Below are 26,356 nucleotides of genomic sequence, written 5' to 3' on the forward strand. Positions count from 1 at the left end.
GCTGAAAAAGCTGTATGAACGCGAGCGAGACATGAGACGACTGCCCGTCAAGCTGGCGAATGATGAGAAAATCAGGCTTTCCCCTGGTGGCCATAATGTCTTGGTTAAGAAGATAATAGATGATTTCTGCCCTTTGTTCACGCCTGGAAGTTCCGTCATTTATGTTGGGGATACTCAGACAAAATGGGCATATTTCGATTCAGAGGCCCTGGCGCTACTTGGTATAGAAATTCAAGAGCACGGGAAGATGCCCGATGTTGTGGTGCATTATGCAGAAAAGAACTGGCTGGTTCTGATCGAGGCTGTGACTAGCCACGGGCCTGTAAGCCCGAAGCGCAGGCAGGAATTGAAGGAATTGTTTTCCTCATCGACCGCTGGTTTGGTTTTTGTGACTGCATTTATTGATCGAAGGGCTATGCTGAAATACTTGAATGACATTTCTTGGGAGACGGAAGTCTGGATTGCCGAGTCGCCAACACATATGATCCACTTTAACGGTGAACGTTTTCTCGGACCCTATGAGGAATAGTATGAATCGACTCAACCAGGCAATGCAGCGGACGTCTTACAGCCGCCGCTGATTTTTGTGTTCGCGCCGCCAAAGCTGCGCGAACGACATGGACACTCGTATCGGCCAATGTCAGCAAGACCTGCTCAGAATCAGGGTGAGGCCTTTGCTATACACTGAACAACCCCCGGTTTAAGCGGGGGATTCACGGCGGAAATTTCAGGGCGTTTGCTCCTGACCGCGCCCCGCTTAGCGGGATCGCCGCTCAATTCCGTCGTTAGGCTCAACGCAAATGGCAAAGTTCGAAACTAATTGGCTGGATGATAGGTCGGACGAGGCAGTACTTGCCGAAATACGGCGTGTTGCCGCATTGATGCCGGATCGCCGCTTGACAAAGGACGCTTTTAATTCTCAGTCCAAGATTAAGAGCAGCGCAATAGAGATACGCTTCGGATCCTGGAGCGAGGCCACTAGGAGAGCCGGACTGATCGACGCGCTGCCAGATTACTCTGACGCTGCGATTATCGAGGACCTGAGGCGAATATCCGAATCGTTTCCCAACGGACCTTTCACAATCGCGTTTTATTCGGCGCAGGGGCGGTACTCGCCCAGCTGTGTCAAGCGGCGGTTTGGTGGATGGCGCGAAGCTCTCGACGCAGCGGGAGTCGGCAGCCGATTTGTCGGCCCGTTTACGACCGAACGAATGAGATCGCAACCAGGTCGCACCATGAGCGATGAAGAAATTCTTGCCCAGATACGTGACGTCGCCGCGCGACTTGACAAGGCATGTCTCAGCGGCGCCGATATAGTGGCCAACTCTGAAATCAGTCAATCCCAGTTGTTTCGCAGATTTGGCAGCGTCTCAAAAGCGCTCAGACAGGCGGGCATCAAACAGGTCAGTCACGGACGAAGACATACTGAAGACGAGGTATTCGAAAACCTACTCGAAGTTTGGACGCACTACGGTCGGCCGCCGACCGTGTCCGAGATGGACAAACCACCATCGACTGTTGGTAAAAACACTTACATCCATCGCTATGGGGGATGGAGAAAAGCACTGAAGGCCTTCGTGGAGCGTGCCAACTCGGAAGCCGATGGCGATCCGGCGCACGATCTCAAACAAGATACTTCCAACTTGGTGGGTCGGACCGGTCCAACGAAAAGTACCACGACCAGCGCCGCCGGTCCGAGCAGACCACAATCTGTAAGTCAAATTATCGCGCGTCCTCGCATCACAAGACCTGCGCCGACGAACATCAAACCCGAGGACAGGCGCGACCCAAACATCGGCCTTCGTTATAAGGTGCTTCAGCGTGACCGGTTTCGCTGCCAGCGCTGCGGCCGAAGCCCAGCCACCGAGCTGGGCTGTAGGTTGCATGTCGACCACATTATTCCCTTCTCCAAGGGAGGTAAAACTACGTTCGAGAATCTACGAGCGCTTTGCGTTGACTGTAACGTTGGCAAGAGTAATCGTAGCGTCTAAGCGACGAACAAGAACTTGAAGAAACAAGAGAATTAGCCTAACGACGGAATTGACCGAACTCTCATGACTTGCCGCGCCTGGCGGCGCGAACAAGTCATTCGAGCGGGCGTCCCCTGCGGGGCTTCGCCTTGCCGGCGCGGATGCGCGAGCCTAAGGCTCGCTCCCTCCCCGCCCCGTCTGCGGTCGCCGCTCAATTCCGTCGTTAGCCCACATGAAAGGAATTGCGATGTGAGTGTGTCGTTTAGCGATCTTGAAGACGCCTTTCTTTTCGTTAGTAGCGGGTCACCGTTTGAACATAGCGCTGTGCTTTGCCGAGATACTGGTAAGATTTATTACAAATCTGAGTTTGGTGACCTAGATGAAATACCCGAAGACCTAGATTATGAGAAGTGCGTAGAAATCCCCCACAAGAACGATTTGAATCTCGGCAAGGAGCTAGTTTATGAATTCGCAGAAATGCGTTTTCCTGATGAGTTAAATAGAGTTGAGCACATTTTTAGTCACAAAGAGGCATACTCAAGATTCAAGCAAATGCTCGAAGAAAAAGACCTTCTCGACGAGTGGTCTATGTTTGAAAATCAACATTCAAAGTTGGCTCTTAAAAAATGGTGTAGAGACGAAGGTGTTGAAGTAACGGGCTAACAAATCGCTGCACCTGACCCCGAAAGCGTTCGGGACAGGTGAGCTTTACGTTAGTCCTATAAAAATGGGAAAAGATCAATCGTAATTATCCTGCTACAATTGTAGTGGGTGGCCTGAGTTATTTAGCTATTACAAGGGCGTCGGCCCAAGAAAGGAAAATGCTATGAAGAGAGCTGATATAGCTATTTCCCAGCTTTCACTTGCCCAAAAGTTGAACTTGATGGAGACCCTCTGGGCAGACTTAAGTCGAGATGAAAAGGCGCTGAAATCACCGCCCTGGCATGAAGCCGTCCTTAAGGATCGAGGGGAAGCTTACGCGGCCGGCAAAGTGACCGCGTCGGATTGGGAACAGGCTAAGAAGAGGATTCAAAAGAAGGTCTCATGAAGATAAGAATCCTTAGCGCAGCTGAAGAGGATCTTGAAGAGGGATGTCGTTTCTATGAGTCGCAGTCTCCCGGCCTTGGATCGTATTTTCTCGATTCCCTTTATTCGGATATTGATTCGCTGACATACTTCGCAGGTATCCACCAAGTAGTTTTCAGATACCACCGCCAGCTCTCCAATCGCTTCCCGTTCGCTGTATATTATCGCATCATCGATAATGCGGTTGTGGTCTTTGCTGTCCTTGATTGCCGTCGGAATCCAAGTTGGATAAGAAGGAGACGGATGAAGGGCTAAAGACGACGGAATTGAGAATTGGAAATGCAACATAAAATTTCGGAACAGACCAACCACGCACCAAAGAGCAGCTATGTGGAAATACGCCTTGATTGGTACAGAATAATATTTCTAGTGACTGTAGTTTTCACCATTGTGACCCGTCTTTACGGGCTCGCCTATAAACCCTATCACCATGACGAGAGCCTTTACGCAACCTATTCTTGGTATCTTTATGAAGGGCGCGGATATAAATATGATCCGATGATGCACGGGCCTGCCACATTTTACATTACCGCATTGGCTTTTTCATTGTTCGGCGATAATGATTTTACCGCCCGTCTCCCTGCTGCGCTTTGTGGCGTTGCTCTGGTATGTTGCACCCCGCTCTTAAAACGACGGCTATGCAAAACTGGAAGTCTAGCAGCTGCGGTATTATTCGCAGTGTCTCCCACCTATATGTACTATTCGCGTTTCCTAAGTCATGACATCTTTGTGGCTTTCTGGGCGTTTCTCTCCGTCACATTTTATATGCGGATTCAATATACGCATAGGAGAGGCTATATCTATGGATTGAGCATTGCGCTCGCCCTTATGTTCTGCTCAAAAGTGGATTCTTACATATATCTTTTTATCTTTGTGACATTCCTTATATTCATGAAGCTTTTCGAGCGGTGCTTCTGTAAAACTTTCGCCAGCTCTGTTCATTGCCCAGCTGTTGAACAAGCCTCTGATCAAAAGGGACAAATAAAGCTCCTTGATATTGTCATTGCAGCTGCCATTTTTTTTGGCATATTTTATCTATTCTATACGAGCTTTCTAACAAACAAATCGGGCTTCATTGACGGCCTCTATCGCAAGTCTCTAAGTTACTGGTTCCACCAAAACAATATCCAGCGCATGAAAGGCCCTTTCACCGGGTTCTGCCCTATAGCTGCTACTTATGAACTACCACTTCTGATTGTGCTTTGTTCTGGCCTTATTGCATTGCTGAGAAAGAGACTCCTTGCGAAGATTATCCTCATAGCAAGTTCCGTTATTGCCCTCCCTCTTCTAATGCTATGGCGGCAGCCGCTCCCTGTGGAACCGTGGGACGCCTGGTTTCACGTAACGAATACGATGCATATTGTCTTTGCATTGTATGTATTCACACTATGCATGACCGCAACATGCATTTATCTAAGAGATGGACAGCGATTTCCTGCTTTTCTCTCATATTGGTGCTGTACAAGCGTCCTGATTTACTCTTATGGTATTGGAAAGACACCATGGCTTCTGATACACATATTGATGCCCATTATTTTATGGGCTAGTCTCTTCATAAAGGAGTTTTTAGCCTCTGAACGCTTCAGGAGCGCACCGATTGTCTATGACGTTATACTGGCGATAGGTCTCCTTTTATCGCTCCAGGCATCGATCCGTCTCTGCTTTTACAACGAGGCAAGTCCAGCCGAGCGTATGGTGTATACGCAGACCTCTATGGATATCAAAGAACCGCTCAATATGATTTCAGCCATGGCAGAGAAAACAGGGGCAGACCTGAATCTCTCCATAGGAGTACAAGGAGATTCAACATGGCCTTTGACATGGTATCTAAGAAAATACAAGAATTGGTTCTATCCGGGCCATTTCACCAAAACAGATAAAGCTGTGATTATCGTCAATTGGGAAAGGGTAAGAGACAATAGGGGAGTTCTTGAACCCTACTATAAAATTCATCGGTTGAAATTAAGAGAATGGTGGATCCCCAAGCCTTTGAATGAGCTAGAGAAACCTTTTATTGTGCTGCTAAAGTACTACTTCTTCCGAGAACCATGGAGCACTACCGGCTCACAGGACATTGCCTTTTGCATTCGAAAAGATTTAATAGGCGAACCCAGTACTGTCCGGTTATAACACAAACAATTGCAGTTGGTTGTGACATTCGACATTTATATCTTGCGGGAGATTTGTTGTAACTAACTGCGAGAGAGGCACATCTTGGATCGGGGTCGGATCGGGGTCGCACCACGGTATCTTTTTGCCATTGAAGGAGATGAGAATATTTCCAGGTCAGAATAAGGCCTTAGACGCGATTTTCGGGTCTAAAAATCGGCTGTAAGGAGGAAATGCCAGGAGGTTTCGCCTTGCCCGGGCGGATGCGCGCTCCCTCGGCTCGCTTCATTCCCACGTCCCCCTAAGTGGGATCGCTGCTCGATCCCGGCGTTGGATTTGACAGGCGTTGGATTTGCACTTGATCAGAAGCCTCATGTGGGCGATAATCTCAGTGTGAAACTTGAAGATATAAAGAAAGCTGCTTTACCGGCCTGCCGCGAGTTTAATGTCAGGCGGCTCGATCTGTTTGGCTCGATCGCCCGTGATACGACCAATGCGTCCAGCGACGTCGACTTGCTCGTCGAGTTCAGAGAGCCGAGTCGCAGCCCAGCGAAGCGGTTCTTCGGGCTTCTCCATCACCTGGAAGACACCTTGGGTTGCGAGGTCGATCTGCTGACAATGGCCAGTCTCAGGAACCCGTATTTCAGGGCACGCGTTCTGAGAGAGAGGATTCCTGTTTATGAAGGATGAAATCCTCAGCCATCTTCATGATATTCTTCAGGCTGGAAAGGCTATCAAAGGTTTTATTGCGGGGAGTACGTTCGATCAATACTCCTCTAACGAGCTGCTCCGCAGTGGGGTAGAACGGAAGCTTGAGATTATCGGAGAAGCGCTCAGCAGGATCAAACGGGACGAGCCAGAGCTGTTACAGAAGATTCGCGAATACCGCGACATTATCTCCTTCAGAAACATACTTGTCCACGGCTATAGCACTATCGATGATCGTATTGTATGGGCCATTGTCGACGAGGATCTCGATAATCTTCTTAAGGACGTGGGCAATTTCCTGCAGTAGAATACCGCGCGAACAAATCATTCGAGTGGGCGCCCCCTGCGGGGCTGGCGCTTTGACGGCGCGGATGCGCGAGCCTTCTGCTCGCTCCCTTTCTGGGCTGTCCGCTCGCTCCTTGGCACTTTCAACTTTCCGCTTTAAACTTTAGACTGTGGTTATGGCCACAACCCCCGATATCCCGACGCCTCGGCAACGCGGCCAACGCCGAGCATCATCGCCCCCATGCGCATATCGACGCGGTATTTCTCCATCATGGCAATGGTTTCGGTGAACGCCTGTGTCATCACCCTGCGCAGCTTCTCGTTGACCTCCTCCTCCGACCAGAAGTAGGCATTAGGAACTGAAAAGGGGACAGGCTACTTTTCAGCCTATATCTCTCTGACAGGTAGTGAGTTATGAAGCGTTGTAGTTGAAAATCAGCCTGTTTGAAGATTACTGAGGTCAAATGTAATGTGCGGTCTGATGGACTGACGCATTGCCGGGGCGGATGCGCGCTCCCTCGGCTCGCTATATTCCCGCATTCCGCTCCTGCCTACAGGCAGGCAGCGGGATCGCCGCTCAATTCCGACATTCGCTCAAAATATGGAATGAAATAACCGTACCTTTGTAGTATCATAAGTGCTGGAGGATATTGAAATGACTCGTGAGTTTAACGTTGTTATCGAAAAAGATGAGGACGGCTACTTCGTTGCCAGCGTCCCCGCGCTTAGGGGTTGCCACACCCAAGCCAAGTCGCTGGATGTGTTGATGAAGCGTGTTCGCGAAGCCATTGAGCTATGTCTAGAGGTTGAAAAGCCGGTATCAAATGAGTTTGTCGGCGTGCAGCGCGTGGCAATAAGAATATGAGTAGAATTCCTGCAATCGCAGGCGGCCAGCTCATTAAGACGCTACAGCGACTCGGTTTTGAAGTCATCCGTATCAAGGGTAGCCATCATTTCCTTCGGCATCCTGACGGGCGGTGTACTGTAGTGCCGGTTCATCGAAAAGAAATAATCGGTCGAGGGCTCCTTGGCCAGATACTTCGCGACTGCGAAATTACCCGTGAAGAATTTCAAGACCACCTCTGAGCAACCAAGTCATTCGATCGAGCACCCCTCCCCGCGTCCCATTGAGGGGGAGCGCCGCTCAATTCCAGCGTTTTGCTGAGAAGGATAGAGATAGGATGAAGGTCATCTACAAGATCACCTATCCAAACGGGAAGATCTACGTCGGGCAAGACCTGACCGATAGCATCAACTACTTCGGTAGCGCGAGTAGTGAACTCATCGCGAAGGATTTCATCACGGAACAGAGACGGGACTTCACAATTCGAAAAGAAATTCTCTGGGAGTCGGAGTCGGCATCCGACTCCGAGGTAAGTCAGAAGGAAGTTGAGTTCATCCGGAAAGTCAGATCGAACAACCCAGCAATTGGCTACAATCAGTGGCCGAAACTCAGAGAATAGGAAGCACAACAAGCCGTTCCACGCGACAGCATATCGCCGCGCGTGAACGACGGCGTCAGGCTGTAATCACGGCCACAATCCCCGGTACCCCGCCGCCTCGGCCACCCTGCCGACGCCGAGCATCATCGCCCCCATGCGCATATCGACGCGATATTTCTCCATCATGGCAATGGTTTCGGTGAACGCCTGTGTCATCACCCTGCGCAGCTTCTCGTTGACCTCCTCCTCCGACCAGAAGTAGGCCTGGAGGCTCTGCACCCATTCGAAGTACGACACGGTGACGCCGCCCGCATTGGCGAGGATGTCGGGCACCACAAGGACTCCCCGTTCCCTCAGGATGCGGTCTCCCGAGGGTGTGGTGGGGGCGTTGGCGGCCTCCACGATGATCTGCGCCTTTATGTGCGGCGCGTTCTGTTCGGTGATCTGGCCTTCGAGCGCCGCGGGGATGAGGATGTCGCACTGGCATTCCAGGAGCTGTTTGTTGGTGATCGGCTTGCCACCGGAGAACTCACGGAGCGGCTTCTTCTGCGCCATGTGCGCGAGCACCTTGGGGATGTCCAGGCCGGCGGGATTGTGCGTGCCCCCGGAGACGTCGCTCACCGCGACGACCTTGCCGCCGTGCTCGTGGATGATGCGCGCAGTGTACGAGCCCACGTTGCCGAAGCCCTGGATGGCCACCGAGACTTCGCCCAGTGAAAGCCCTTTATAGGCGCATGTCTGTTCCGTGACGTAAAAGACCCCCCGTGCGGTCGCCTCGAGCCTGCCCTTGGATCCGCCGAGGCAGAGCGGCTTGCCGGTTACGACTCCCGGCACGCTGTGGCCGAGGTTCATGCTGTAGGTGTCCATGATCCAGCCCATGACCTTCGGGTTGGTATTCACGTCAGGCGCGGGGATGTCTTTGTCGGGCCCGATGATGATCGAGATCTCGCTCGCGTAGCGGCGCGTCAGCCGTTCGATTTCGAACTCGGACATCTGCGACGGGTCGCACACCACTCCCCCCTTGGAGCCGCCGTAGGGGATATTGACCACTGCGCACTTCCATGTCATGAGCATGGCGAGGGCGGTTATCTCGTTGAGGTCCACCTGGGGGTGGTATCGTATGCCCCCCTTGCAGGGGCCCCGCTCCATGCTGTGCTGCACGCGGTACCCCGTGAAGACCTTGAGGTGCCCGTCATCCATGCGGACTGGCACGGAGACAATCAGTATCCGCTGGGGGGTTTTCAGCTTCTCGTGGATATCAGGGTTGATCTTGAGTTTCTGCACGGCGAGGTCAAGCTGCTGGAGCACCATGTCCAGTGGGCCCTGCCCGTCGCCGACCTTGAGCAATTTCTTCATATGATTCCTTTCTCCGGTAGATGAGACCTATAACCAATACACCGATGATTAACGTGCCTACCTGATCTACCCGGGCGCGATGAATCGCGCCCCTACGGCAGGTAAATCAAAAATATCAGGGCAATCAGGTGCAGGATTCAAATCATCTATTCAACCGCTCCACCACGAGCGCTGCGATCTCCGTCCCCACGCGGAACTGGCCCTCTACGGTAGAGGCGCCGATGTGCGGAGTCACGATGACATTGTCCAGTTTGAGGAGGGGATTACCCTCAGGCGGCTCCTTCTCAAAAACGTCAATAGCCGCCCCTCTCACCTTCCCGCTCGTGAGCGCCGCGCAGAGCGCCTGCTCGTCCACGATGCCGCCCCGGGCGCAGTTGATGATGACCACGCCCTTCTTCATCATGTCGAACTGCTTCTTGCCGATCATGTGCGTCGTCTCCTTCGTCTTCGGGACGTGGAGGGTGATGATGTCAGACTCCCTGAGCAGCGTATCGAGGTCGCACGTATCCATCAGGGGCGCCTGGACGGTCGGCGCGCAGCAGCCGAACGGGTCGTAGGTGGTGACCTTCATCCCAAGCCCCATCGCGCGCACGGCGACCTCCTGCCCGATGCGTCCGATCCCGATGACGCCGAGCCGCTTTCCGTAGAGTTCAAATCCGGTGAACTTTTTCTTCTCCCATTTACCGGCCTTGATGGAGGCGTCAGCCTGGGGAATGAAGCGGGCGAGGGCGAACATGAGGCCGATGGCGAGTTCAGCCACGGAGATCGAAGAAGCCCTCGGGGTATTCAGGATGGGGATGCCGCGCTCCTTGGCGCACGCGGCGTCGATATTGTCGAGCCCCACACCTCCGCGCGCGATGACCTCGAGCTTCTTCCCTGCCTCGATGACCTTGCGCGTCACCTTGGTCGCGCTCCTGACGATGATGGCGCTATAGTCTCCGATGCACTTCACAAGTTCCTCCTCGTTCAAGCCGATCTTCTCGTCAACGCCGAGACCGGCATTCTTGAGGATCGCGACCGCCTCTTTCGCGAGAGGGTCGCAGATGAGCACCTTTTTCATAGTTCCTCCTTTATATTAACCTACTATCGTGAGCCGGCGCGAATCACCAGGCAACGAGCAGTTAAATGCTCGAATAATGGCGAACGCGCGCTGCGCGGATATGCGATTATGTGCGGCTCACGCAAGATTCAATTTGTTTATCACGAGTCCGGTGTACAGTTTCGGATAGAAATCCGTGGATTTCTGCGGCATGCGCTCGCCGTTCCCCGCGATCTTCGCGACTTGCCGTGCCTTCGTGGGGTTGAGGAAGATGGCCATCTGGTATTTCCCCTCATCCACCATCTTCACCGCCAGATCGGCGTAACGCTCGTAGGCCACGTTGGTTTCCTCTTCGAGCTTTTTCTTGTCAATCCCGAGGAGGTGCTCAAGGATCGCGTGAATGATGCTCACATCGAGCCGCTTCCAGCCGTCGGATGCATCCGGGCGCATGAGTCCGGCAACATCCGTCTCATTTTTGAGCGTCAGCAGCGTAAACGCATCGCCGAGGTAGAGGCCGAAGCGATGGTCCGCGCCGTTCTGCATTTCCATCCTGCGAAGCAGATCGGCGAGATCCGCGCAGCGCTCGGTCTTGAAAAATTTAGCCAGCTCTTTCGGGAAAGAAGCGATCTGGGCGGGCGTGAGGTTGAAAAGCAGCCGGTGCGTGGGGAGGATGGTGAGGCCGCGGTCATGCATGGATACGAACGCCATGAGGTGGTTGTCGTAGGTTTCGTTCCCCGGCATACACCGCACGCCCTTTTCCCTCATCTCTCTGCGGTAGTTGAGCGCGGTCTCGTACCGGTGGTGTCCGTCCGCGATGAAGAGTGTCTTGCCCTCCATGAGAGCCATGACCTTCTGCTGAATGCTCCTGTCCGTCACCACCCATACCCGGTGGATCACCCCATTGTCATCACTGGCTTTGATATCCGGTGGGCGGCGGGTTTCCCGCGAGAGGACGGCGGTGACCTCGTTGTCCGGATCGGAGTAGAGCATGAAGATGAGCCCCGATTGCGCGGCCGTCGCGCGCATGAGATTGAGTCGGTCTGCCTTCGGGCCTGCGAGCGTCCGCTCGTGAGGCATCACGCCGCCCTTCCCGAATTCCTCAAGCTGGCCGAGCGCGATGAATCCATGCCGTGTTCTTGCCGGTGCTCCCGGGAGGGGATACTCCTCGTCGTAAATATAGAGCGCCTCTCGTTCGTCCCTGACGAGGATCCCCTCAGCGATACATTTCTCGAGGAAGTCGCGGGCGCGGGTGTATTGATTGTGCTGCGCGTCATCCCGGGGGGTTGTCTTCCCTTTTGAAAAGCGAACGATGTTGTACGGGTTGCGCCGATAATACTTCTCCTGGAGCTCGGGCGTGATTTTGTCATAGGGCTCGGCGAATACCGCGCCTATGTCGGGCACCTTCTTCTGATTGTAGCGGAAGGCTCGGAAGGGGTAAATCTTTGCCATGTTATTGCTCCATCCTCGACTCTGCCTGGGGTGCATATACTATATTCAATTCCTCGGCGGTGTCAAAGGTTTTTAGGATATGGACAGAACTTTGCCGTTGAATGATCATTCAGGAAACAGCGGGGCAATCTTTACTCTGTACCAGTGCCGGCAATTATTCAGAGGGACCTATTTATACAGGCAATGAGTCAGGTGGAGGGGAGCCGCCGCCTTTTGATGATACGTGGGGGCGGAAGAATACTTTTTATCCTGAAGATCAGAAAACCATCCCTGGGGTCAAGTCTTTAATCTTTACTTTTGGGCTTTGTGTGATAGTATTGTGGCATGGCGCGGCCATTACGGATCCAATATCCCGGTGCGTATTATCATGTAACCTGCCGAGGGAATGAGCGGCGAAATATTTTCGCTGATGAAAAGGATATATCCCGCTTCTTCGAGAAGCTTGCCGTCTCTCTTGAGATATACAACGTCATCCTGCTTGCCTATGTGTGCATGCGGAACCACTTCCATCTTATTATAAAAACGCCACGGGGCAATCTCTCCGAGTTCATGCGGCACTTTAATATTTCATATACGACCGTCTTTAATCATCGCCATGGTCGCTCCGGGAATCTGTATCAGGGGAGGTATAAAGCATTCCTTATCGATGCAGATAGCTATTTGATCGAAGTATCACGATATATCCATCTTAATCCTATACGCACGAAGGCATCAGCGCGCAAAGGGGTGGAGGAGAGATGGAGAGACTTGCTTAAGTATCCATGGAGCAGTTTGCAAGGTTATCTTGCGCCGAAGAAGAGGGTCAGGTTTTTGAACTGTGGTGACACCATATTGCGTTATGTTGGTGGTGATAATTCTAAAGGCAGGGAGGAATATCGGCAGTTCTTGAATATGGGCTTGATGAAAGGATTGAAGAATCCTATGGATCTGGCCCGCGGCCATGGAATTATAGGTGACAAGGGATTCGTAAAATGGGTTAAGGGCAAGTTCTTGAATGATGGTGTATCGAGACGAGAGCAGCCAGCGGCGAGAGAGTTGGGGAAGAAAGTGGATTCAGAGGATCTTATCAGCCGATATCTCCAAGTTGTCGGCAAAAGGAGAGAAGATGTATGTCGGAAGGGGAGGCATTTGTTAGAGCGATCGATGCTGATGGAGCTGCTCTATCGGTTAGCGAACATTTCTCAGCGACAGATAGGGGAGTTGTTAGGCGGAATAAATTATAGTAGAGTGAGCCAAGTCCGGAAGAAGTTTCAGGGAAGTTTAGCAGAAGCTCCGCGGCTCAGGGTGAAGTTTGACAAATTGGTAAATCAGTTGCTCGAAAAGTAAAGATTAAAGATCTAACCCCCACGGCACTGATTATCTCCAGAACCCACACACACCCTCAAAAAGACCCCCTGGCTTTGTTTACGTTTCGCTGATAATAATCTATCCTAGGAAGCGAACAGGTTTATCCGTTTGCCGGAAAACCACAGGCATTCCCGTGGGGCTCCCATTCGAGCAGGTTTGGTTATCGTTGTGGAGGCGCAGATATTATATACCCCTTATAGAACAGATTTTCTAATGGGTCGGCTATAGCGTAGAAGCAAATATTCCCTTGCTGTAGGGGCGCGATTTATCGCGCCCGGGCCACGTATGTTACGTGGCAAGTTCGATACTTGCCCGCCGTAGGCGGGAATCGAACCCCTACAGACAGAGGTCCCTCTAAGTGGCCCAATAGCGGATTTTGTAAAAATCCTTTGACATTGGGTACATAATATAGTACGTTTAGACGTACAATTAGAAAAGGGGGTTCACATGTCGACGCAGATTATTCCCGTGAGCGAGCTCAGAAAGAAACTCATGAATCTGATCGGGGAATTAGAGAAGGTTCATGATCACTACGTGATCACAAAAAGGGGCGGGCCGGCAGCGGTGATCATCAGCTATGATGAGTATAAGAGCTTGGTGGCCACCCAGGATGTGCTGTCCGACAAAACCCTAGTCCGCGACATCAGGGAGGGGCTGAGGTGCGCAGAACGCGGTTCTGTCTATACCTTTGAAGAGGTCTTTGAGGAGCCGCTCTGATGCCCCCCGTATTATTGACGAAGAAGGCCCAGAAGAATATTCGGAATCTCCCCGCGGAGGAGAAGAGATGCTGCGCCGAGGCATTGCGGATTCTTGCCGTGGATCCTTTGAGGGGAGAAATGCTCCTTGGTGAGTTCAGGGGCTTGAGGAGATACAGAGTGGGGGTTTTGCGGATCGTGCACAGATTAGAGAGGGCGCCCAATAGGATCCTCGTTATTGCTATAGGTCATCGCAGGGAGATCTACCGCTGAAATACGTTGTGGGGAATGACTCGTGTGAATCAACGGTTTGATCAATCGCAGATTGTGCGAGGTACTATGCCGAAGTACGCCAGTGTTGTGTTCGATATCGCCATAGACAGGCAGTTTGACTACCTGGTTCCACCGGATATGGAGGATAGAGTAAAACCAGGGGTCAGGGTCTATGTCCCGTTCCGCTCGCGGCGGCTCAGCGCCTATGTCACATCGGTCTCCGACCGCACGTCTTTCCCCTCGCCAAAGGCAATCCTCTCGGTGCGCGACGCGAAACCGGTGGTGAGCGAGCCGTTGCTCAAGCTCGCCGAATGGATCGCGGCATACTATTCATGCTCCCTTTCAGCGGCTATCCGCTGCATCGTGCCGACGAGCGTCCGCAAAGGGCACAAGGCAAAACTGCCGCTCTTCGTGCAGCTCAATCGGGAGCGCTGCGGCGACAGGAAGGCAGTCGAAGAGCTCGGCAGGAGGGCGCCACGCCAGGCAAAGGTGGTTGAAATCCTCCTCCAGTGCGAGGGCACCGTCCTGATGCAGGAGCTGTTGAGGAGCAGCGGCGCCGCCCAACAGGCGGTCCGCGCGCTGGAGAAGAAGGGCTTCGCTACCCTGACGCGGCAACGGGTGTACCGTGACCCATGGGAGGGAGAATCTATCCTCCCTACGGAGCATCTGCCCCCGACCCCGGAGCAGCGGCGGGCGATTGAGCGTGCGGCGCAGGCGCTCGCGCAGCAGCGCTTCTCGGTGATCCTTCTCCACGGCGTGACCGGCAGCGGGAAGACCGAGGTGTACCTCCAGGCCATTGACAAAGCCCTGAAATCGGGCCGGGGCGCCATCGTCCTTGTCCCCGAGATATCGCTCACGCCGCAGACGGTGGAGGGATTCAAGGCGCGGTTCGCTGAGAATGTTGCAGTGCTCCACAGCCGGCTCTCGCTCGGCGAGCGGCTCGACGAGTGGGAAAAGCTGAGGGACGGGAAAGCGCGGGTGGTGGTCGGAGCACGGTCCGCCATATTTGCCCCCGTTCAGAATTGTGGCCTCATTGTCGTGGACGAGGAACACGAGCGCACGTACAAGCAGGAGGAGACACCCCGCTATCACGCCCGCGACGTGGCGGTGATGAGGGGGAAAATAGAAAACGCCGTAGTCATTCTCGGCTCGGCCACTCCCTCGGTCGAGTCCTACCGGAACGCCCTCACCGGCAAGTACGCGCTCTTCCACCTCCCGAGGAGAATAGAGGACAGGGCGCTCCCGACGGTCACCATAGTGGACATGAAAGAGGAGATAAAACGCGTGGGGCGCATGACATTTTTTTCACGCCGGCTCCTGACCGCCATGGAGGAGCGTCTCGAAAAGCGAGAGCAGGTGATGCTCTTTTTAAACAGGCGCGGCTTTTCCCCTGTCATGATATGCGGCAGGTGCGGCTATGTGCACAAGTGCCCCAATTGCAGCATCGCGCTCACCACGCACGATGAGGGAGAAAAACTGCTCTGCCACCTGTGCGGCTTTACGGGTGAATCGGCCGGGCGGTGCCCGAGGTGCCGCACGCATGGTGTCCGTTTCCCCGGCCTGGGCACGCAGAAACTGGAGCTCATGGTATCCAAGCTCTTCCCGGACTGCAGGGTCGGGCGCATGGACTCCGACTCCATGACAGGGAAGGGCGCGCACGCGGAAACGCTGAAGGCGTTCAGGAACGGGGAGATCCAGGTCCTCCTCGGCACCCAGATGATCGCCAAGGGGCTGCATTTCCCGAACGTGACGCTCGTGGGGGTCATCTCTGCCGACACGGCGCTCAATTTCCCCGACTTCCGCGCGGCAGAATACACGTTTCAGCTGCTCACGCAGGTGGCGGGTCGCGCGGGCAGGGGAGAGGTGCATGGAGAGGTGATCGTGCAGACATACGCTCCGAACCATCCGGCGATTATGGCTGCGCGATCGCAGGATTACGAGTCATTCTACCGCCAGGAAATTCCCTTCAGGGAAGAGCTGGGGTATCCGCCCTTCACGCGCTTTATCATCGTGACGGTGCGCGGCCGGAGCGAGGGAGCGGTAAAATGGATCAGCAACTATTGTGCGAGGACGGTGCGCGAGCTGCACCCGCCGGAGATGGAGGTGCTGGGACCGGCCCCGTCGCCGATCGTGCGTGCGAAGGGCTACTACCGGTGGCAGATTATTTTCAAGGGCGAGAGCGTGATCCGGATGAACGGCGTGTTGAAAGAGGCGCTGGGCAAGGTGAAGCCGGGTAAGGGAGTTCAAATTGTGGTGGATGCGGACCCGATATCGATGCTATAATCCCACCCTTTGGGCATCCATGCGGTGTTTCTATCAGGCAGACGTGGTTTTGGATGCGCTGTTTTTACGTTATGACGGGATCTACGATGGATAAACCAGTGATGAGGAGTTTCCGGTACCGATGGGGCGAGGGTATGTGGTCCCATGTCTTCCACCGCATCTCCGGCCTCGCGCTGATGCTCTATATTGCGATGCACATATGGGTGGTGCACCATATCCAGCATGGCCAGGGAGCGTATGATTCCCTGATGAATCTTCTGCACAGGCCGATGTTCAGAGTAGGGGAGGCGCTGCTGCTGGCGGCCATTCTCTACCATTCTCTCAACGGGATGAGACTCGTCGTGATGGACAGCGGTTTTGGCATGAGGATGCACAGGTCCACCTTCTGGCTCGTCTTCGCCATCTGCGCGATCCTCGGAATCGCGGGAGGGATTGTGCTCGTCTTCTTCACTGCCGGAGCGAGGGTATAATACCAATGCGCCAGACGGGATCTTACACATGGCTCTTTCAGCGGCTGAGCGGGGCATTGCTCTTCGTGATGCTCGCCGCGCATTTCATACTCATGCACTATATGGGATTTGAAAAGAGGCTCTACGCCGACGTGCTCCGGAGGCTCTCGAACCCGCTGTGGAAAACGTTCGATCTTGTTTTCCTCTCGCTCGCCCTCTACCACGGCTGGTATGGCGTGTGGGCGGTGGCACAGGATTATCTTATGCGGGATGCGTGGCGGATCATCTGCCTGATCGTGATCGTGACGCTTGGATGTATACTATTTTCCCTGGGGCTTGTGACGATAGTGTCATTTCACGCGTAAAATCATTTTCGGCACCTGATTATTCTGATTTCTCTGAGGAATTTGTTAAGGAGAGCAGAAAATATTTTACATGTCATTGCGAGGAGTCCCGCTAAGCGGGACGTCAAAGCAATCCCAACTCTTTGCTAAGCGAGAGATTGCTTCGCTCCGCTCGCAATGACAGGCTATAAACATGTACGAGATTAGGTGCGTTCCTTAGTAAAAGTCAGGTTGATCAGAGAGATCAGGCGCGCATGAGACTGGTACATTATAAATCAGGTTAATCAGAGAGATCAGGTGCTCGTGAGACTGGTACATTATGCTCCATCGGTATGACACAGTGATCATCGGCGCCGGCCTCGCCGGCATGCGCGCGGCCCTCGAGGCGCAGTCCGCGGGGAGCTGCTGTGTCCTGACCAAGGTGTTTCCCACGCGGTCGCACTCGGGAGCCGCCCAGGGGGGGATCGCTGCCTCTCTCGGCAACGCGGATGACGATGACTGGGGCCTCCACATGTTCGACACCGTCAAGGGGAGCGACTACCTCGCCGACCAGGACGCGGTCGAGATCCTCGTCAGGGAGGCGCCGCAGGCGGTCATCGAACTGGAGCACATGGGCGTGCCCTTCAGTCGGACCGCGGAGGGGCTCATCGCGCAGCGCGGGTTCGGCGGGCATACGAAGCAGCGGGCGTGCTACGCGGCCGACCTCACGGGGCATGTCATCCTCCACGCGCTCTATGAGCAGTGCCTGAAACACGCAGTCATGTTTTACCCCGAGTACCTCGTGCGCGCCCTCATCATCGTGGACGGCGTCTGCTCGGGTGTGGTGGCGCTGGATATCCTCCATGGCGAGGTGCACACGTTCTGGGGGCGCACGGTGGTGTTCGCCACCGGCGGCTACGGGAGGGCGTACAAGATCACCTCCAACGCGCACGCGAACAGCGGCGACGGATTGAGCATTGTGCTCCGCGCCGGCCTCCCGCTGGAGGATATGGAGTTTGTCCAGTTCCATCCGACAGGTTTTTATCCGAGCGGCATCCTTGTCACCGAGGGGGCGCGCGGGGAGGGAGCGTATATCCTCAATGGCAAGGGCGAGCGGCTGATGAAGAAGTACGCCCCCGACAGAATGGAGCTCGCGCCGCGCGACGTCACCGCCCGGGCGATCCAGACAGAGATAAACGAGGGGGGCGGCATCGGCGGCGGCGCATATGTCCACCTCGACCTGCGGCACCTCGGCGCGGAAAAGATCATGAAGCGGCTCCCGCAGATACTCGATCTCGCCCGCCGCTTCACGGATGTCGATGCGCTGAAGGAGCCGATACCTATCCAGCCGACGGCGCACTACTCCATGGGCGGGATCCCCACGGACAACGATGGCCGCGTCCTCGGTGACGCGCGGGGGACGATGGTATCCGGCCTCTACGCGTGCGGGGAGTGCGCCTGCGTTTCCGTGCACGGCGCGAACCGCCTGGGGTGCAATTCACTCCTCGAGGCGGTGGTGTTCGGGCGGCGCGCCGGGAGAGCGGTCTGCAGTGACCTCCCGCGCATCGAGTGGGGCGCGCAGCCCAAAGGGTTCGCGGATGCGGTGCAGAAAGAACTCACCGCCCTCATGGAGCGCGATGGCACGGAGTCGTTCGCGCGCATCCGGGACGAGCTCCAGGTGAGTATGCAGAAAAATTGCGGCATCTTCAGGACGGAAGGGCAGCTCCGCGAGCAGCTCGGGATCATCGGGCGACTGAAGGAGCGCTTCGCCCGCGCGCCGTTGAGCGATAAGGGGAAACGGTTCAATACCGAACTCGTCGAGTTGCTGGAGCTGAGGAGCCTCCTTGATTTCACGGAACTGATCGTGGCGGGGGCGCTCGCCCGCAAAGAGAGCCGCGGGGCCCATTCCCGCAAGGATTACCCGGCGCGCAACGATGCCGAGTGGCTCACGCACACGCTCGCCTGGAAAAGTCCCGACGGACCGGTTTTCGACTACAAGCCTGTGCGGATCACAAGGTATCAACCGAAGGAGAGAACATATTAAATCCCAAATCCCAAATCCCAAATCCCAATTTAAGATTTTTCGATACGATCCCGAGCGGTCGGCCAGGCCTCGCTACGATACGTTCGATGTCGAAGTGGCGAAGGGGATGACGGTGCTCGACTGCCTCCAGGCGATCAAGTCGGGCATGGACGGGACACTCGCCTTCCGCCGCTCCTGCCGGAGCGCGATCTGCGGCTCGTGCGCGATGAACATCAATGGGAAAAACGACCTCGCCTGCCATCTTCAGGTGGCGTCGCTCGGGGTGAGGACCGTCACCGTGAACCCGCTGCCGGGCTACCCCCTTATCAAGGATCTGGTGGTGGACATGGAGGAGTTCTACCGGTCGCTGCGGAAGGTCCTCCCCTGGCTGGTGAGGAAATCGCCCTTCCCCGACAGGGAGTTTGTGCAATCGCCAGAGAATCGGGATAAAATTGACAGCGCGGTGAACTGCATCCTGTGCGGGAGCTGTACCTCATCGTGCCCCTCGTTCTGGTTCAACACCGCCTACCTCGCTCCCGGGGCGCTGCTGAAGGCGTACCGGTTCATTTTCGACAGCCGGGACGAGGCCGGCAGGGAACGGCTGGAGCTCGTGGACGAGAAGAACGGCATCTGGAGATGCCACACGATTTTCAACTGCGAGGAGTCCTGCCCGAAGAACTTGCGGCCGAACGAGGCGATCGCGCAGCTCAAGATAGCGGCGCTGAAGGACTCGATCTAGTCAGTGGCGGAGGGATAACAGGCTGATGAGACGCAAAGCGGCAAAGAGAGCGGAGTACGTGCTGAGGGACGTCGAGGAGCCCGTATTCTTCCGCGACGTATTCCCCTATACTGAGATACCCCGCGTCCAGTTTGAGGGGGCGCCCGTCCCGATCGAACTCCCCCGGGAGATATGGATCACCGACACGACGTTCAGGGACGGACAGCAGTCGCGCCCTCCCTACACGGTCGAGCAGATTGTTGACATCTACACCATGATGCACGAGCTGACGGGGGAAACGGGACTCATCCGGCAGTGCGAGTTCTTCCTCTACAGCGATCAGGACAAGGAGGCCGTCCGGCGCTGCCTCTCGCGGGGCTATCACTACCCGCAGGTGACGGGCTGGATCCGCGCGCGGAAGGAAGACTTCCAGCTCGTGAGGGAGATGGGGCTCAAGGAGACGGGGATTCTCACCTCGTGCTCGGACTACCATATCTTCCTGAAGCTGAACTGGACGAGGCGGCAGGCTGCGGATAACTATCTGGCTGTTGTGAGAGCCGCCCTCGAGGCGGGGATCGTACCCCGCTGCCACCTTGAGGATATCACGCGGGCTGACTTTTTCGGATTCGTGGTTCCGTTCGTGCGGGAGCTCATGGAGCTCTCCGAGGAGAGCGGCATCCCCATCAAGGTGAGGGCATGCGATACCCTTGGGTACGGCGTGCCGTTCGCTGAGGTGCCCCTTCCCAGGAGCGTCCCCAGGCTGATTCACGGCCTCAGGCACTGCGCCGGAGTCCCCTCCGAGAGGCTCGAGTGGCACGGACACAACGACTTCCATAAAGTGCTGATCAACGCCGTGGCGTCATGGCTCTACGGCTGTTCCGCCGCAAACGGCGCCCTGCTGGGCTTTGGCGAGCGGACCGGGAACCCCCCAGTGGAAGGGTTGGTCATGGAGTATCTTTCGCTGAAAGGCCATCAGGAGGGGATAGACACAACAGTGATCACCAGGATCGCGCGATACTTCCAGGATACAATCGGCGTGCGTATCCCCCACAACTATCCGTTTGTCGGGATGGACTTCAATACGACGAGTGCTGGGATCCACGCCGACGGCGTTCTCAAACACGAAGAGATCTACAACGCCTTTGACACGGTGAAGCTCCTCAAGCGCCCGATCCGGGTGAGCATCACCGATAAGTCGGGAGTGGCGGGCATCGCGTACTGGGTTGACTCCTACCTCGGCCGCGAGGGGGAGAAGCGCACTGACAAGAGAGACCCCGGCCTCGCGAAAATAAAGAAGTGGGTTGACGAGCAGTACGCGCGGCAGCGGACGACCGCCATATCCGACGACGAGATGCTGCACCTGGCCCGCATGCACCTGCCCCGCCTCTTCAAATCAGAGTTTGACGAGCTCAAGGCCAGGGTGTCCGCGATCGCGCAGCAGCTCGTTGAAAAGGTCACCGAGCGGGCAGAGGTGCGCTCCATGCGGCCTGAGAAGATGGAGCTGGTCCTCAAGGCGATGCTTGATGATCATCCCTTTATCAAGTACATGTATGTGACTGACCGCGAGGGCCGGAAGATCACCGCGAATATCGTGAGGCCATTTGATCAGGAGAAGTATGACGCCTATTTCACCGATGGATTTGATTTCTCGAACAGGAGCTGGTACAAGCGCCCGATGAAGACGGGGAAGACACACGTGAGCGATTTTTACACATCGCTCCTGGACGGGGCGCTCTGCATCACCGTGGCCGCTCCGGTGAGGAGCATGGATGGGGAGATTGCGGGAGTGTTTGGCATAGACATCCTGTTTGAGGACATCGCAAAGATATAAGTTTCCGGGAAGATGCGTATGGCGAGAGGCGCACTTAAACTCCAGCAGATTTTAAAGCCGGTTATCAGGGTCTTATTCCGTATTTTATCCCGGATTCGGGTGGTAGGTTTAGAGAATCTGCCCTCGCGGCCGCCCTACATCGTTTTCTCAAATCATATCTCCTGGTTCGATCCCTTCCTGGTAGGGTCTTGGGTCCCTGCCCCTGTATATTTCATGACAATGGAGGGGCTCTTAAAGTTCCCCCCGCTCGGCCTGCTCTTGAGGTGTGTTGGCGCTTTCCCTGTCAGCCGGGGGTCGCTTGATCGCAGCGCGATAGAGAACTCAACGAATATCCTGGAGAGCGGCGGCGTTGTCTTCATTTTTCCCGAGGGCGGCATCGGGCGCCTGAGGAAAGGGGAAAAGCTCCGTCCCGGGATCAGCCTCATCGCCCAGCGCACAAACGTCCCGCTCGTGCCCGTGGACATCAGCGGCTGCCGTGGCCTCTACCACCCCCTGAAGCTCCTGACCCGTCGCGTGAGCATAGAGATCCGCATCGGTGTACCCTTTCCCATCACCTCTGTTTCTGACCTCGCAGGCAAAAAGATGAGACAGATGGTGATGGACCGTATCACGAGGGAAATGTATTCGCTCGCGAGAGAGTGAGTACTCCTTCCTCACCGAGGGAGCATGAAGTGCTCATTGAATTTCAAGATCCGGCTCCTCGCGCTCGCGCTGCTCTCCATACTCGTCCTGCTCATATTCAAAGCCATTGCGGTCAGGCAGCGAAGGATTATCTGGCTGGAAGACCTCAGCCGCCAGATGGTTCCGCTCGTGTTAGAGGATCGTGCCGTCACGCCCCGTCCGACCGTTTCACCATCGCATGAGGGCACGAGCGAGCCTGAAGCAACGCCAACTGCGCCCGCTCTATCCACAGGGAAGGGCGGGCGGCACAGGGGGGAGATTGAGCGCGAGCGGGCCAGGTTGGAGCGCATGCTCGACAACCTCCCCGCAGCCGGACCCACGGGCAGGTCCTCCTTCATGCGGCGCGCTCGAGAGATGGAGCTGTGCTGGCAGAAACTCGACTCGTCAGAACCTGCGCTGCGCCGCGAAGGAGAGCTGAGGTGCTATCGCCTGGCGAAAGGGATGGTTGATGACCGTGGCCCGGGAGGTGGCGCAGCGATGGAGACGATGGACCGGTATATGGCCGTGTTCATGGATGAGGTCCATGAGATATGCCTGCGGCAGAGATTCCCCGCCTCCCGGGAGCGTTCGAGATTCAGCCGCTGGGCGGCCGCCGCAATGGAAAAGGCTGAGACACCCGTCCTCACCTTTCTGATCCGGCTGTTGGGTATCGTGGGTGACCAGGATGCAGCGAAGGCGCTCCGACCGTACTGCCTGTCCCGGGACCCGGTGGTCCGCACCACGGCAGTCTGGGCGATGGGGATGCAGGGCTCCCCGGAGGTCATTGATGAGATAGGAAAGATTCTTGCGGATCGGTCGCTGCCCGCTGAGGAGGGGGAAGTGTTTCTGGCCGCGCTGGAGCGGATTGGCGGCAGGAGTGCAGCGGGAGTGCTGCTTGAGGTAGTGCGTAGCGGCAGGCCGCTGCTCGCCTATGAGGCATATCTCTCCCTGGGGGAAATGAGAGGGCAGACGGGGCGTGTGCTCTCTCTTGAGGAGTTCGAGCAGGGGCGAACTGTGCTCTGTGAAGAGTATCGTGCGTGGCAGAAGGCCCAGGACGCCCAGAGCGAGGGGGGCATTAAGAAAAATGCTTTTCATCCACCTATTCCGTAGCCGAGACTTTATGAAAACAACCATAATGTTTTCACCACGGAGATCACAGAGGTTCACGGAGCGCACGGAGATTATGTATTATGTAGAATGCCAAAAGGTTATAAATACTCATCCTCAGTGTTCTCCGTGCTTCTCCGTGTCCTCCGTGGTGAAACAGTGAAGGTTCGCAGCGAAAATGGGGAAAGTCCAGCCAAATGACGATTGACATTCTTGGCGAATTACTGTAAGGTAGCACCGTTTTTGCAGGAGTGCGGGCAGGCCGAGAGCCGGCAAGCAATAAGGAGCGGGTGATACAGAGAGAGAACCCACATGGCACAGAAAACAGAAGCGGTGATTTTTGATAATGACAACACCATAGCCCGGATTTACCCCAACCCGAAGATCTACTGGAGCGACGTGTTCGTTAAAACGGTCGAGGAATGCGGCGGCTCCATCCCGAAGGGGAAGGAAGAGGAGTACATGCTCTCCTATTTCACCAATAAGGGCTTCATGGAGAAACTGGAGACGATCGGCCTGAAGACGACATGGGCCCACTTCCAGAAAGCGAAGGGGGTCGTGGACGAGCGTGAGCGCGTGGAGTATATCCGCTCGGGCCACTCGAAGCTGTTCCCCGACGCCGTGGCGTTCATGCACGCGCTGAATTCCCGCGGCATAAAGTACGCCGTCGCGACATTTACCACGAAGAAAGTAGTGCTGGAGGCCTTCAGGCAGGTGAGCACTCTGCATCAGCCCCACGCGTTTTTTGACTGGAACGATTCGCTCAAATATAAACTCGAGAAACCGAATCCAGAGATCGCCCGGATCGTTCTTGAGAAACTCAACGTGAAACCCGAGCGGGCGATCATGGTGGGGGACAGGCTCACGGATATCCAGATGGGAAACAGGGCGGGCATGAGGACGGTGCTGGTGAAGCGCAGGGACCAGGACGGAGACTTGGTTGACCAGATGGAGAAGGATATCGAAATGGCCAGGCGGGACCCGGAGGCCTATTGCCAGATTCCTGATTTGCAGGTCACCGACCTCACGCAGATCGAGAAGATATTGTGATGATGCGCGGCGGGAATTGTTGCCGCCCGGGCAGGTGGACGCCGGCGGCGTGGTGCATGGGAGATACAGGAACCAATCGAGGTGCGTATGAACCTTAAAGATCAGGAAGACCTTCTCGTAAAGGTTGAGAGGGCAAAAGAGCAGATCGCGAAGCTGCGCAAACAGCAGGCCGATCTTGAACGGGAGAAGACCGAGTTGGAGGAGCTTAAGAACAGGGAGGAGGAGTGGTACCGCGGGAAGAAAGAGTGCGCGGAAGCGCTCCAGAAAGCGATCGCGATCCTCGAGAGCCAGGATGCCGACCTCAACAGGATGCTCGTCCTCGTGAGGAATACACGAGAGAGCTTCTCGGCGATTCTCGATCAGCTTCACGCGGTCAAGGAAGAGCGCTGGACGCCCGGCACGCTGCGGGAGGACTTGAGCAAGTCGCTCCTCGTCATCCAGAAGGCGCGCAACGAGCTCAGTGCCGCCAAGGGCAGGATACCCGCGCTCGAGGGGAAGAAGGCTCGGGTGGTCGGGGGGGCGGAGCCGCCCGTCGCCGCGGCGGACTGGGGCATCAAGGATATGACCGCCGGCGATCTCGTCAGGATTGGCTTCTGGCTCGCGCTGCCGGCCGCGCTGATGGTCATCGTTGTCATGATTATCTTCTCAATGCTTTAATCCTATGAAACTGTTCAGGAGCCAGAATTCAGGAGTCAGGAGCCAGAATCAGGGTTAATGCAGTTACTCGAAGAGGTCAGTAAGCTACTGGAAGCTTATTCGCGATCCATTCTGGATTCTGGATCCTGGCTTCTGACTACCTGAGTAGTTACAATCTTATGAAACTGTTCTTTACGAGACGCAAGGAGTTTATCTCCTCACACATCAAGTTGATCAGGAATCAGCTCTCGAAGATTGATCGGGAGATCAGAAACCTCAATAGATTTATTGAGAACCCACTCCCGAGGAGAAGGCGCGAGGAGGCCCCGCTCGGGAAACTGCTGGGCCCGACGATCCTCCCGGAGTCGAAGAAGCGTTTTGTGAGCTACCTGAGCACGGGGAGCTTCCAGACGATAGGCTTGAGGAAGCACGAGCAGCGCGCCGCGAGGATCAAAACGGCCCTGATCATGACGGGGATTATCCTCGTTGTGTTTATCCTGGTGTATGCCTTCGTGTCCCCTCTTTTCAGGTAATGGAAGTTACGTTCTCTTCGCTTCGTAACTCCCTGAATCCCTGCGTTTGGCTAAATTGCTTGGTTGGGATTTGGGGTTTGGGATTTGGGATTTATATATGGGCGATTAGCTCAGCTGGCTAGAGCGCTTGCTCGACACGCAAGAGGTCACTGGTTCGAGTCCAGTATCGCCCACCATGAAATTGTAGTAAGTCTATGAAAGCCATAGAGTTGCTTAAATTAGCCGTCTCTCAAACCTCCGAAAGGAAATTCGGGGAAATTATGGACCAATTCCCGAGGGTTCTGAGAGAGGAAATCGCCTCCGACCCTGCGGCGAAGGCTGAGCATGAGAGGATAATGGCACGGATAGGAAAGGGCCTTGGGATAAGGGTCAAATAAGCTGACTTCACGGCGGCAACAAAAGGAGCACATTACGGAAACGAAGACCAGGCCCAGAAGGCCAACTAGCGCAGAGCTGGCTAAAGTGGGGGTGGAAATAAGAAGTAGAGACCCGTTCTTTCTGAAATGTCAGAAATGCGGGCAAACATGGTCACCAAACCTCCTTAGCGGCGGAAGGCTTCACCGCGGCTATTGGAAATGCGGGAATGGATGTAATGGTTGATCACTTCGTTCAACTCATTACGAACTGGGAAAGGGCTTTGGCATAAGCGACGACAATTTCAAGCCCGCTTGGGAGAAGGAGTGGGTGAGGAAAATAATAATCGAATCTGACTTGTGACGCGGTGAAGGAAGCCGTCTCGGCCGGTTTTCCATTGGGGTATATGCCCTGCTTCTGATGCGACAGTGACTTCGGGAGCAGGTTTTTTACTGCCTTTTTCTAGATAAATAGCTGCAAAAAACAGTTGTAATTAGGGTCTCCTGAAAAAGTCTAAAAATATATATAATATCATACAAGGCAAGTAGATATGATGTACAATGCTCTCCAGAATGATGGATAAAATGCACGGGAATTCGGGACAGGTGCCCGAAACCCGTGCAGTTATAC

29 protein-coding genes, 1 tRNA gene and 1 pseudogene are annotated in these 26,356 nt (G+C 55.2%); 27 read left to right on the forward strand and 4 right to left on the reverse strand.

Going from position 1 to position 26,356, the window contains the following annotated elements; all coding sequences use genetic code 11:
- From NTX71_09655 to NTX71_09690, 8 genes are all read left to right on the forward strand, one after another.
- Nucleotides 1-529, forward strand: a 529-nt coding sequence (locus NTX71_09655) for a BsuBI/PstI family type II restriction endonuclease (GenBank protein MCX6340164.1), incomplete at its 5' end; no start/stop codon positions are given.
- A gap of 271 nt (nt 530-800) precedes the next feature.
- Nucleotides 801-1,991: an HNH endonuclease gene (locus NTX71_09660; protein ID MCX6340165.1), complete on the forward strand. Its 1,191-nt coding sequence runs from the start codon at nt 801-803 to the stop codon at nt 1,989-1,991.
- Nucleotides 1,992-2,225: 234 nt separating this feature from the next.
- Nucleotides 2,226-2,633, forward strand: a complete 408-nt coding sequence (locus NTX71_09665) for a hypothetical protein (protein ID MCX6340166.1) — start codon at nt 2,226-2,228, stop codon at nt 2,631-2,633.
- 163 nt (nt 2,634-2,796) lie between these two features.
- Complete coding sequence (locus tag NTX71_09670; protein MCX6340167.1) at nt 2,797-3,018, forward strand: addiction module protein; 222 nt, start codon at nt 2,797-2,799, stop codon at nt 3,016-3,018.
- Nucleotides 3,015-3,311: a type II toxin-antitoxin system RelE/ParE family toxin gene (locus NTX71_09675; GenBank protein MCX6340168.1), complete on the forward strand. Its 297-nt coding sequence runs from the start codon at nt 3,015-3,017 to the stop codon at nt 3,309-3,311. The genes NTX71_09670 and NTX71_09675 overlap by 4 nt, the downstream gene beginning before the upstream one ends.
- 24 nt (nt 3,312-3,335) lie before the next feature.
- Nucleotides 3,336-5,186, forward strand: a complete 1,851-nt coding sequence (locus NTX71_09680; GenBank protein MCX6340169.1) for a TIGR03663 family protein — start codon at nt 3,336-3,338, stop codon at nt 5,184-5,186.
- A gap of 354 nt (nt 5,187-5,540) precedes the next feature.
- Entirely contained in the window at nt 5,541-5,855 is a 315-nt protein-coding gene (locus NTX71_09685; protein ID MCX6340170.1) for a nucleotidyltransferase family protein, read from the forward strand.
- Complete coding sequence (locus tag NTX71_09690) at nt 5,845-6,180, forward strand: DUF86 domain-containing protein (GenBank protein MCX6340171.1); 336 nt, start codon at nt 5,845-5,847, stop codon at nt 6,178-6,180. Before NTX71_09685 ends, NTX71_09690 begins: the two co-directional genes overlap by 11 nt.
- A 152-nt stretch (nt 6,181-6,332) precedes the next feature.
- Here the strand turns inward: NTX71_09690 and NTX71_09695 are convergent.
- Nucleotides 6,333-6,497 (reverse strand): annotated as a pseudogene (locus NTX71_09695) (glutamate dehydrogenase).
- Nucleotides 6,498-6,813: 316 nt separating this feature from the next.
- Between NTX71_09695 and NTX71_09700 the strand changes: the two are divergent.
- From NTX71_09700 to NTX71_09710, 3 genes are all read left to right on the forward strand, one after another.
- Entirely contained in the window at nt 6,814-7,023 is a 210-nt protein-coding gene (locus NTX71_09700; protein ID MCX6340172.1) for a type II toxin-antitoxin system HicB family antitoxin, read from the forward strand.
- Nucleotides 7,020-7,244 (forward strand): type II toxin-antitoxin system HicA family toxin, encoded by a 225-nt coding sequence (locus NTX71_09705; protein MCX6340173.1) that lies wholly within the window; start codon nt 7,020-7,022, stop codon nt 7,242-7,244. Before NTX71_09700 ends, NTX71_09705 begins: the two co-directional genes overlap by 4 nt.
- Before the next feature lie 95 nt (nt 7,245-7,339).
- Nucleotides 7,340-7,621: a GIY-YIG nuclease family protein gene (locus tag NTX71_09710; protein MCX6340174.1), complete on the forward strand. Its 282-nt coding sequence runs from the start codon at nt 7,340-7,342 to the stop codon at nt 7,619-7,621.
- Between the two features lie 66 nt (nt 7,622-7,687).
- On the opposite strand, the gene NTX71_09715 is transcribed toward NTX71_09710, so the two are convergent.
- The 3 genes from NTX71_09715 to NTX71_09725 form a co-directional block, all read right to left on the reverse strand.
- Entirely contained in the window at nt 7,688-8,956 is a 1,269-nt protein-coding gene (locus NTX71_09715) for a Glu/Leu/Phe/Val dehydrogenase (protein MCX6340175.1), read from the reverse strand.
- 142 nt (nt 8,957-9,098) lie between these two features.
- Nucleotides 9,099-10,016, reverse strand: coding sequence for a hydroxyacid dehydrogenase (locus NTX71_09720; GenBank protein ID MCX6340176.1), 918 nt, complete (start codon nt 10,014-10,016; stop codon nt 9,099-9,101).
- A 117-nt stretch (nt 10,017-10,133) separates the two neighbouring features.
- Nucleotides 10,134-11,444 (reverse strand): DUF1015 domain-containing protein, encoded by a 1,311-nt coding sequence (locus NTX71_09725; protein ID MCX6340177.1) that lies wholly within the window; start codon nt 11,442-11,444, stop codon nt 10,134-10,136.
- Between the two features lie 324 nt (nt 11,445-11,768).
- Here NTX71_09725 and NTX71_09730 point away from each other — a divergent pair, with 324 nt between their 5' ends.
- The 16 genes from NTX71_09730 (at nt 11,769) to NTX71_09805 (ending at nt 25,749) form a co-directional block, all read left to right on the forward strand.
- Nucleotides 11,769-12,770: a transposase gene (locus NTX71_09730; protein MCX6340178.1), complete on the forward strand. Its 1,002-nt coding sequence runs from the start codon at nt 11,769-11,771 to the stop codon at nt 12,768-12,770.
- Nucleotides 12,771-13,238: 468 nt separating this feature from the next.
- On the forward strand, nt 13,239-13,508 hold the full coding sequence (locus NTX71_09735; GenBank protein MCX6340179.1) for a type II toxin-antitoxin system Phd/YefM family antitoxin: 270 nt from the start codon (nt 13,239-13,241) through the stop codon (nt 13,506-13,508).
- Nucleotides 13,508-13,759, forward strand: coding sequence for a type II toxin-antitoxin system RelE/ParE family toxin (locus NTX71_09740; GenBank protein ID MCX6340180.1), 252 nt, complete (start codon nt 13,508-13,510; stop codon nt 13,757-13,759). The genes NTX71_09735 and NTX71_09740 overlap by 1 nt, the downstream gene beginning before the upstream one ends.
- 66 nt (nt 13,760-13,825) lie before the next feature.
- On the forward strand, nt 13,826-16,042 hold the full coding sequence (gene priA, locus NTX71_09745) for a primosomal protein N' (GenBank protein ID MCX6340181.1): 2,217 nt from the start codon (nt 13,826-13,828) through the stop codon (nt 16,040-16,042).
- An 86-nt stretch (nt 16,043-16,128) separates the two neighbouring features.
- A complete protein-coding gene (gene sdhC / locus NTX71_09750; GenBank protein MCX6340182.1) occupies nt 16,129-16,512 on the forward strand; it encodes a succinate dehydrogenase, cytochrome b556 subunit in 384 nt (127 codons plus the stop codon).
- Nucleotides 16,513-16,517: 5 nt separating this feature from the next.
- Nucleotides 16,518-16,856: a succinate dehydrogenase, hydrophobic membrane anchor protein gene (gene sdhD, locus NTX71_09755; GenBank protein ID MCX6340183.1), complete on the forward strand. Its 339-nt coding sequence runs from the start codon at nt 16,518-16,520 to the stop codon at nt 16,854-16,856.
- 298 nt (nt 16,857-17,154) lie between these two features.
- A complete protein-coding gene (gene sdhA, locus NTX71_09760; GenBank protein MCX6340184.1) occupies nt 17,155-18,858 on the forward strand; it encodes a succinate dehydrogenase flavoprotein subunit in 1,704 nt (567 codons plus the stop codon).
- Between the two features lie 7 nt (nt 18,859-18,865).
- Entirely contained in the window at nt 18,866-19,576 is a 711-nt protein-coding gene (locus NTX71_09765; GenBank protein ID MCX6340185.1) for a succinate dehydrogenase iron-sulfur subunit, read from the forward strand.
- Between the two features lie 25 nt (nt 19,577-19,601).
- Nucleotides 19,602-21,386, forward strand: coding sequence for a cache domain-containing protein (locus NTX71_09770; protein MCX6340186.1), 1,785 nt, complete (start codon nt 19,602-19,604; stop codon nt 21,384-21,386).
- An 18-nt stretch (nt 21,387-21,404) separates the two neighbouring features.
- A complete protein-coding gene (locus NTX71_09775; protein MCX6340187.1) occupies nt 21,405-22,028 on the forward strand; it encodes a lysophospholipid acyltransferase family protein in 624 nt (207 codons plus the stop codon).
- Nucleotides 22,029-22,052: 24 nt separating this feature from the next.
- Nucleotides 22,053-23,156 (forward strand): HEAT repeat domain-containing protein, encoded by a 1,104-nt coding sequence (locus NTX71_09780; GenBank protein MCX6340188.1) that lies wholly within the window; start codon nt 22,053-22,055, stop codon nt 23,154-23,156.
- Between the two features lie 309 nt (nt 23,157-23,465).
- Nucleotides 23,466-24,203, forward strand: coding sequence for an HAD family hydrolase (locus NTX71_09785; protein MCX6340189.1), 738 nt, complete (start codon nt 23,466-23,468; stop codon nt 24,201-24,203).
- 87 nt (nt 24,204-24,290) lie between these two features.
- Nucleotides 24,291-24,860, forward strand: a complete 570-nt coding sequence (locus NTX71_09790) for a hypothetical protein (protein ID MCX6340190.1) — start codon at nt 24,291-24,293, stop codon at nt 24,858-24,860.
- A 158-nt stretch (nt 24,861-25,018) separates the two neighbouring features.
- Nucleotides 25,019-25,372, forward strand: coding sequence for a hypothetical protein (locus NTX71_09795; protein ID MCX6340191.1), 354 nt, complete (start codon nt 25,019-25,021; stop codon nt 25,370-25,372).
- Between the two features lie 99 nt (nt 25,373-25,471).
- Nucleotides 25,472-25,548, forward strand: a tRNA-Val gene (locus tag NTX71_09800).
- 18 nt (nt 25,549-25,566) lie between these two features.
- Nucleotides 25,567-25,749 carry a hypothetical protein gene (locus tag NTX71_09805; protein MCX6340192.1) on the forward strand — a complete coding sequence of 61 codons (183 nt, stop codon included), beginning with the start codon at nt 25,567-25,569 and terminating at the stop codon, nt 25,747-25,749.
- The last annotated feature ends 607 nt before the right edge of the window (nt 25,750-26,356 follow it).

Source organism: Candidatus Auribacterota bacterium (genome assembly GCA_026392035.1).
Taxonomy (GTDB): domain Bacteria; phylum Auribacterota; class Tritonobacteria; order UBA1439; family UBA1439; genus JAPLCX01.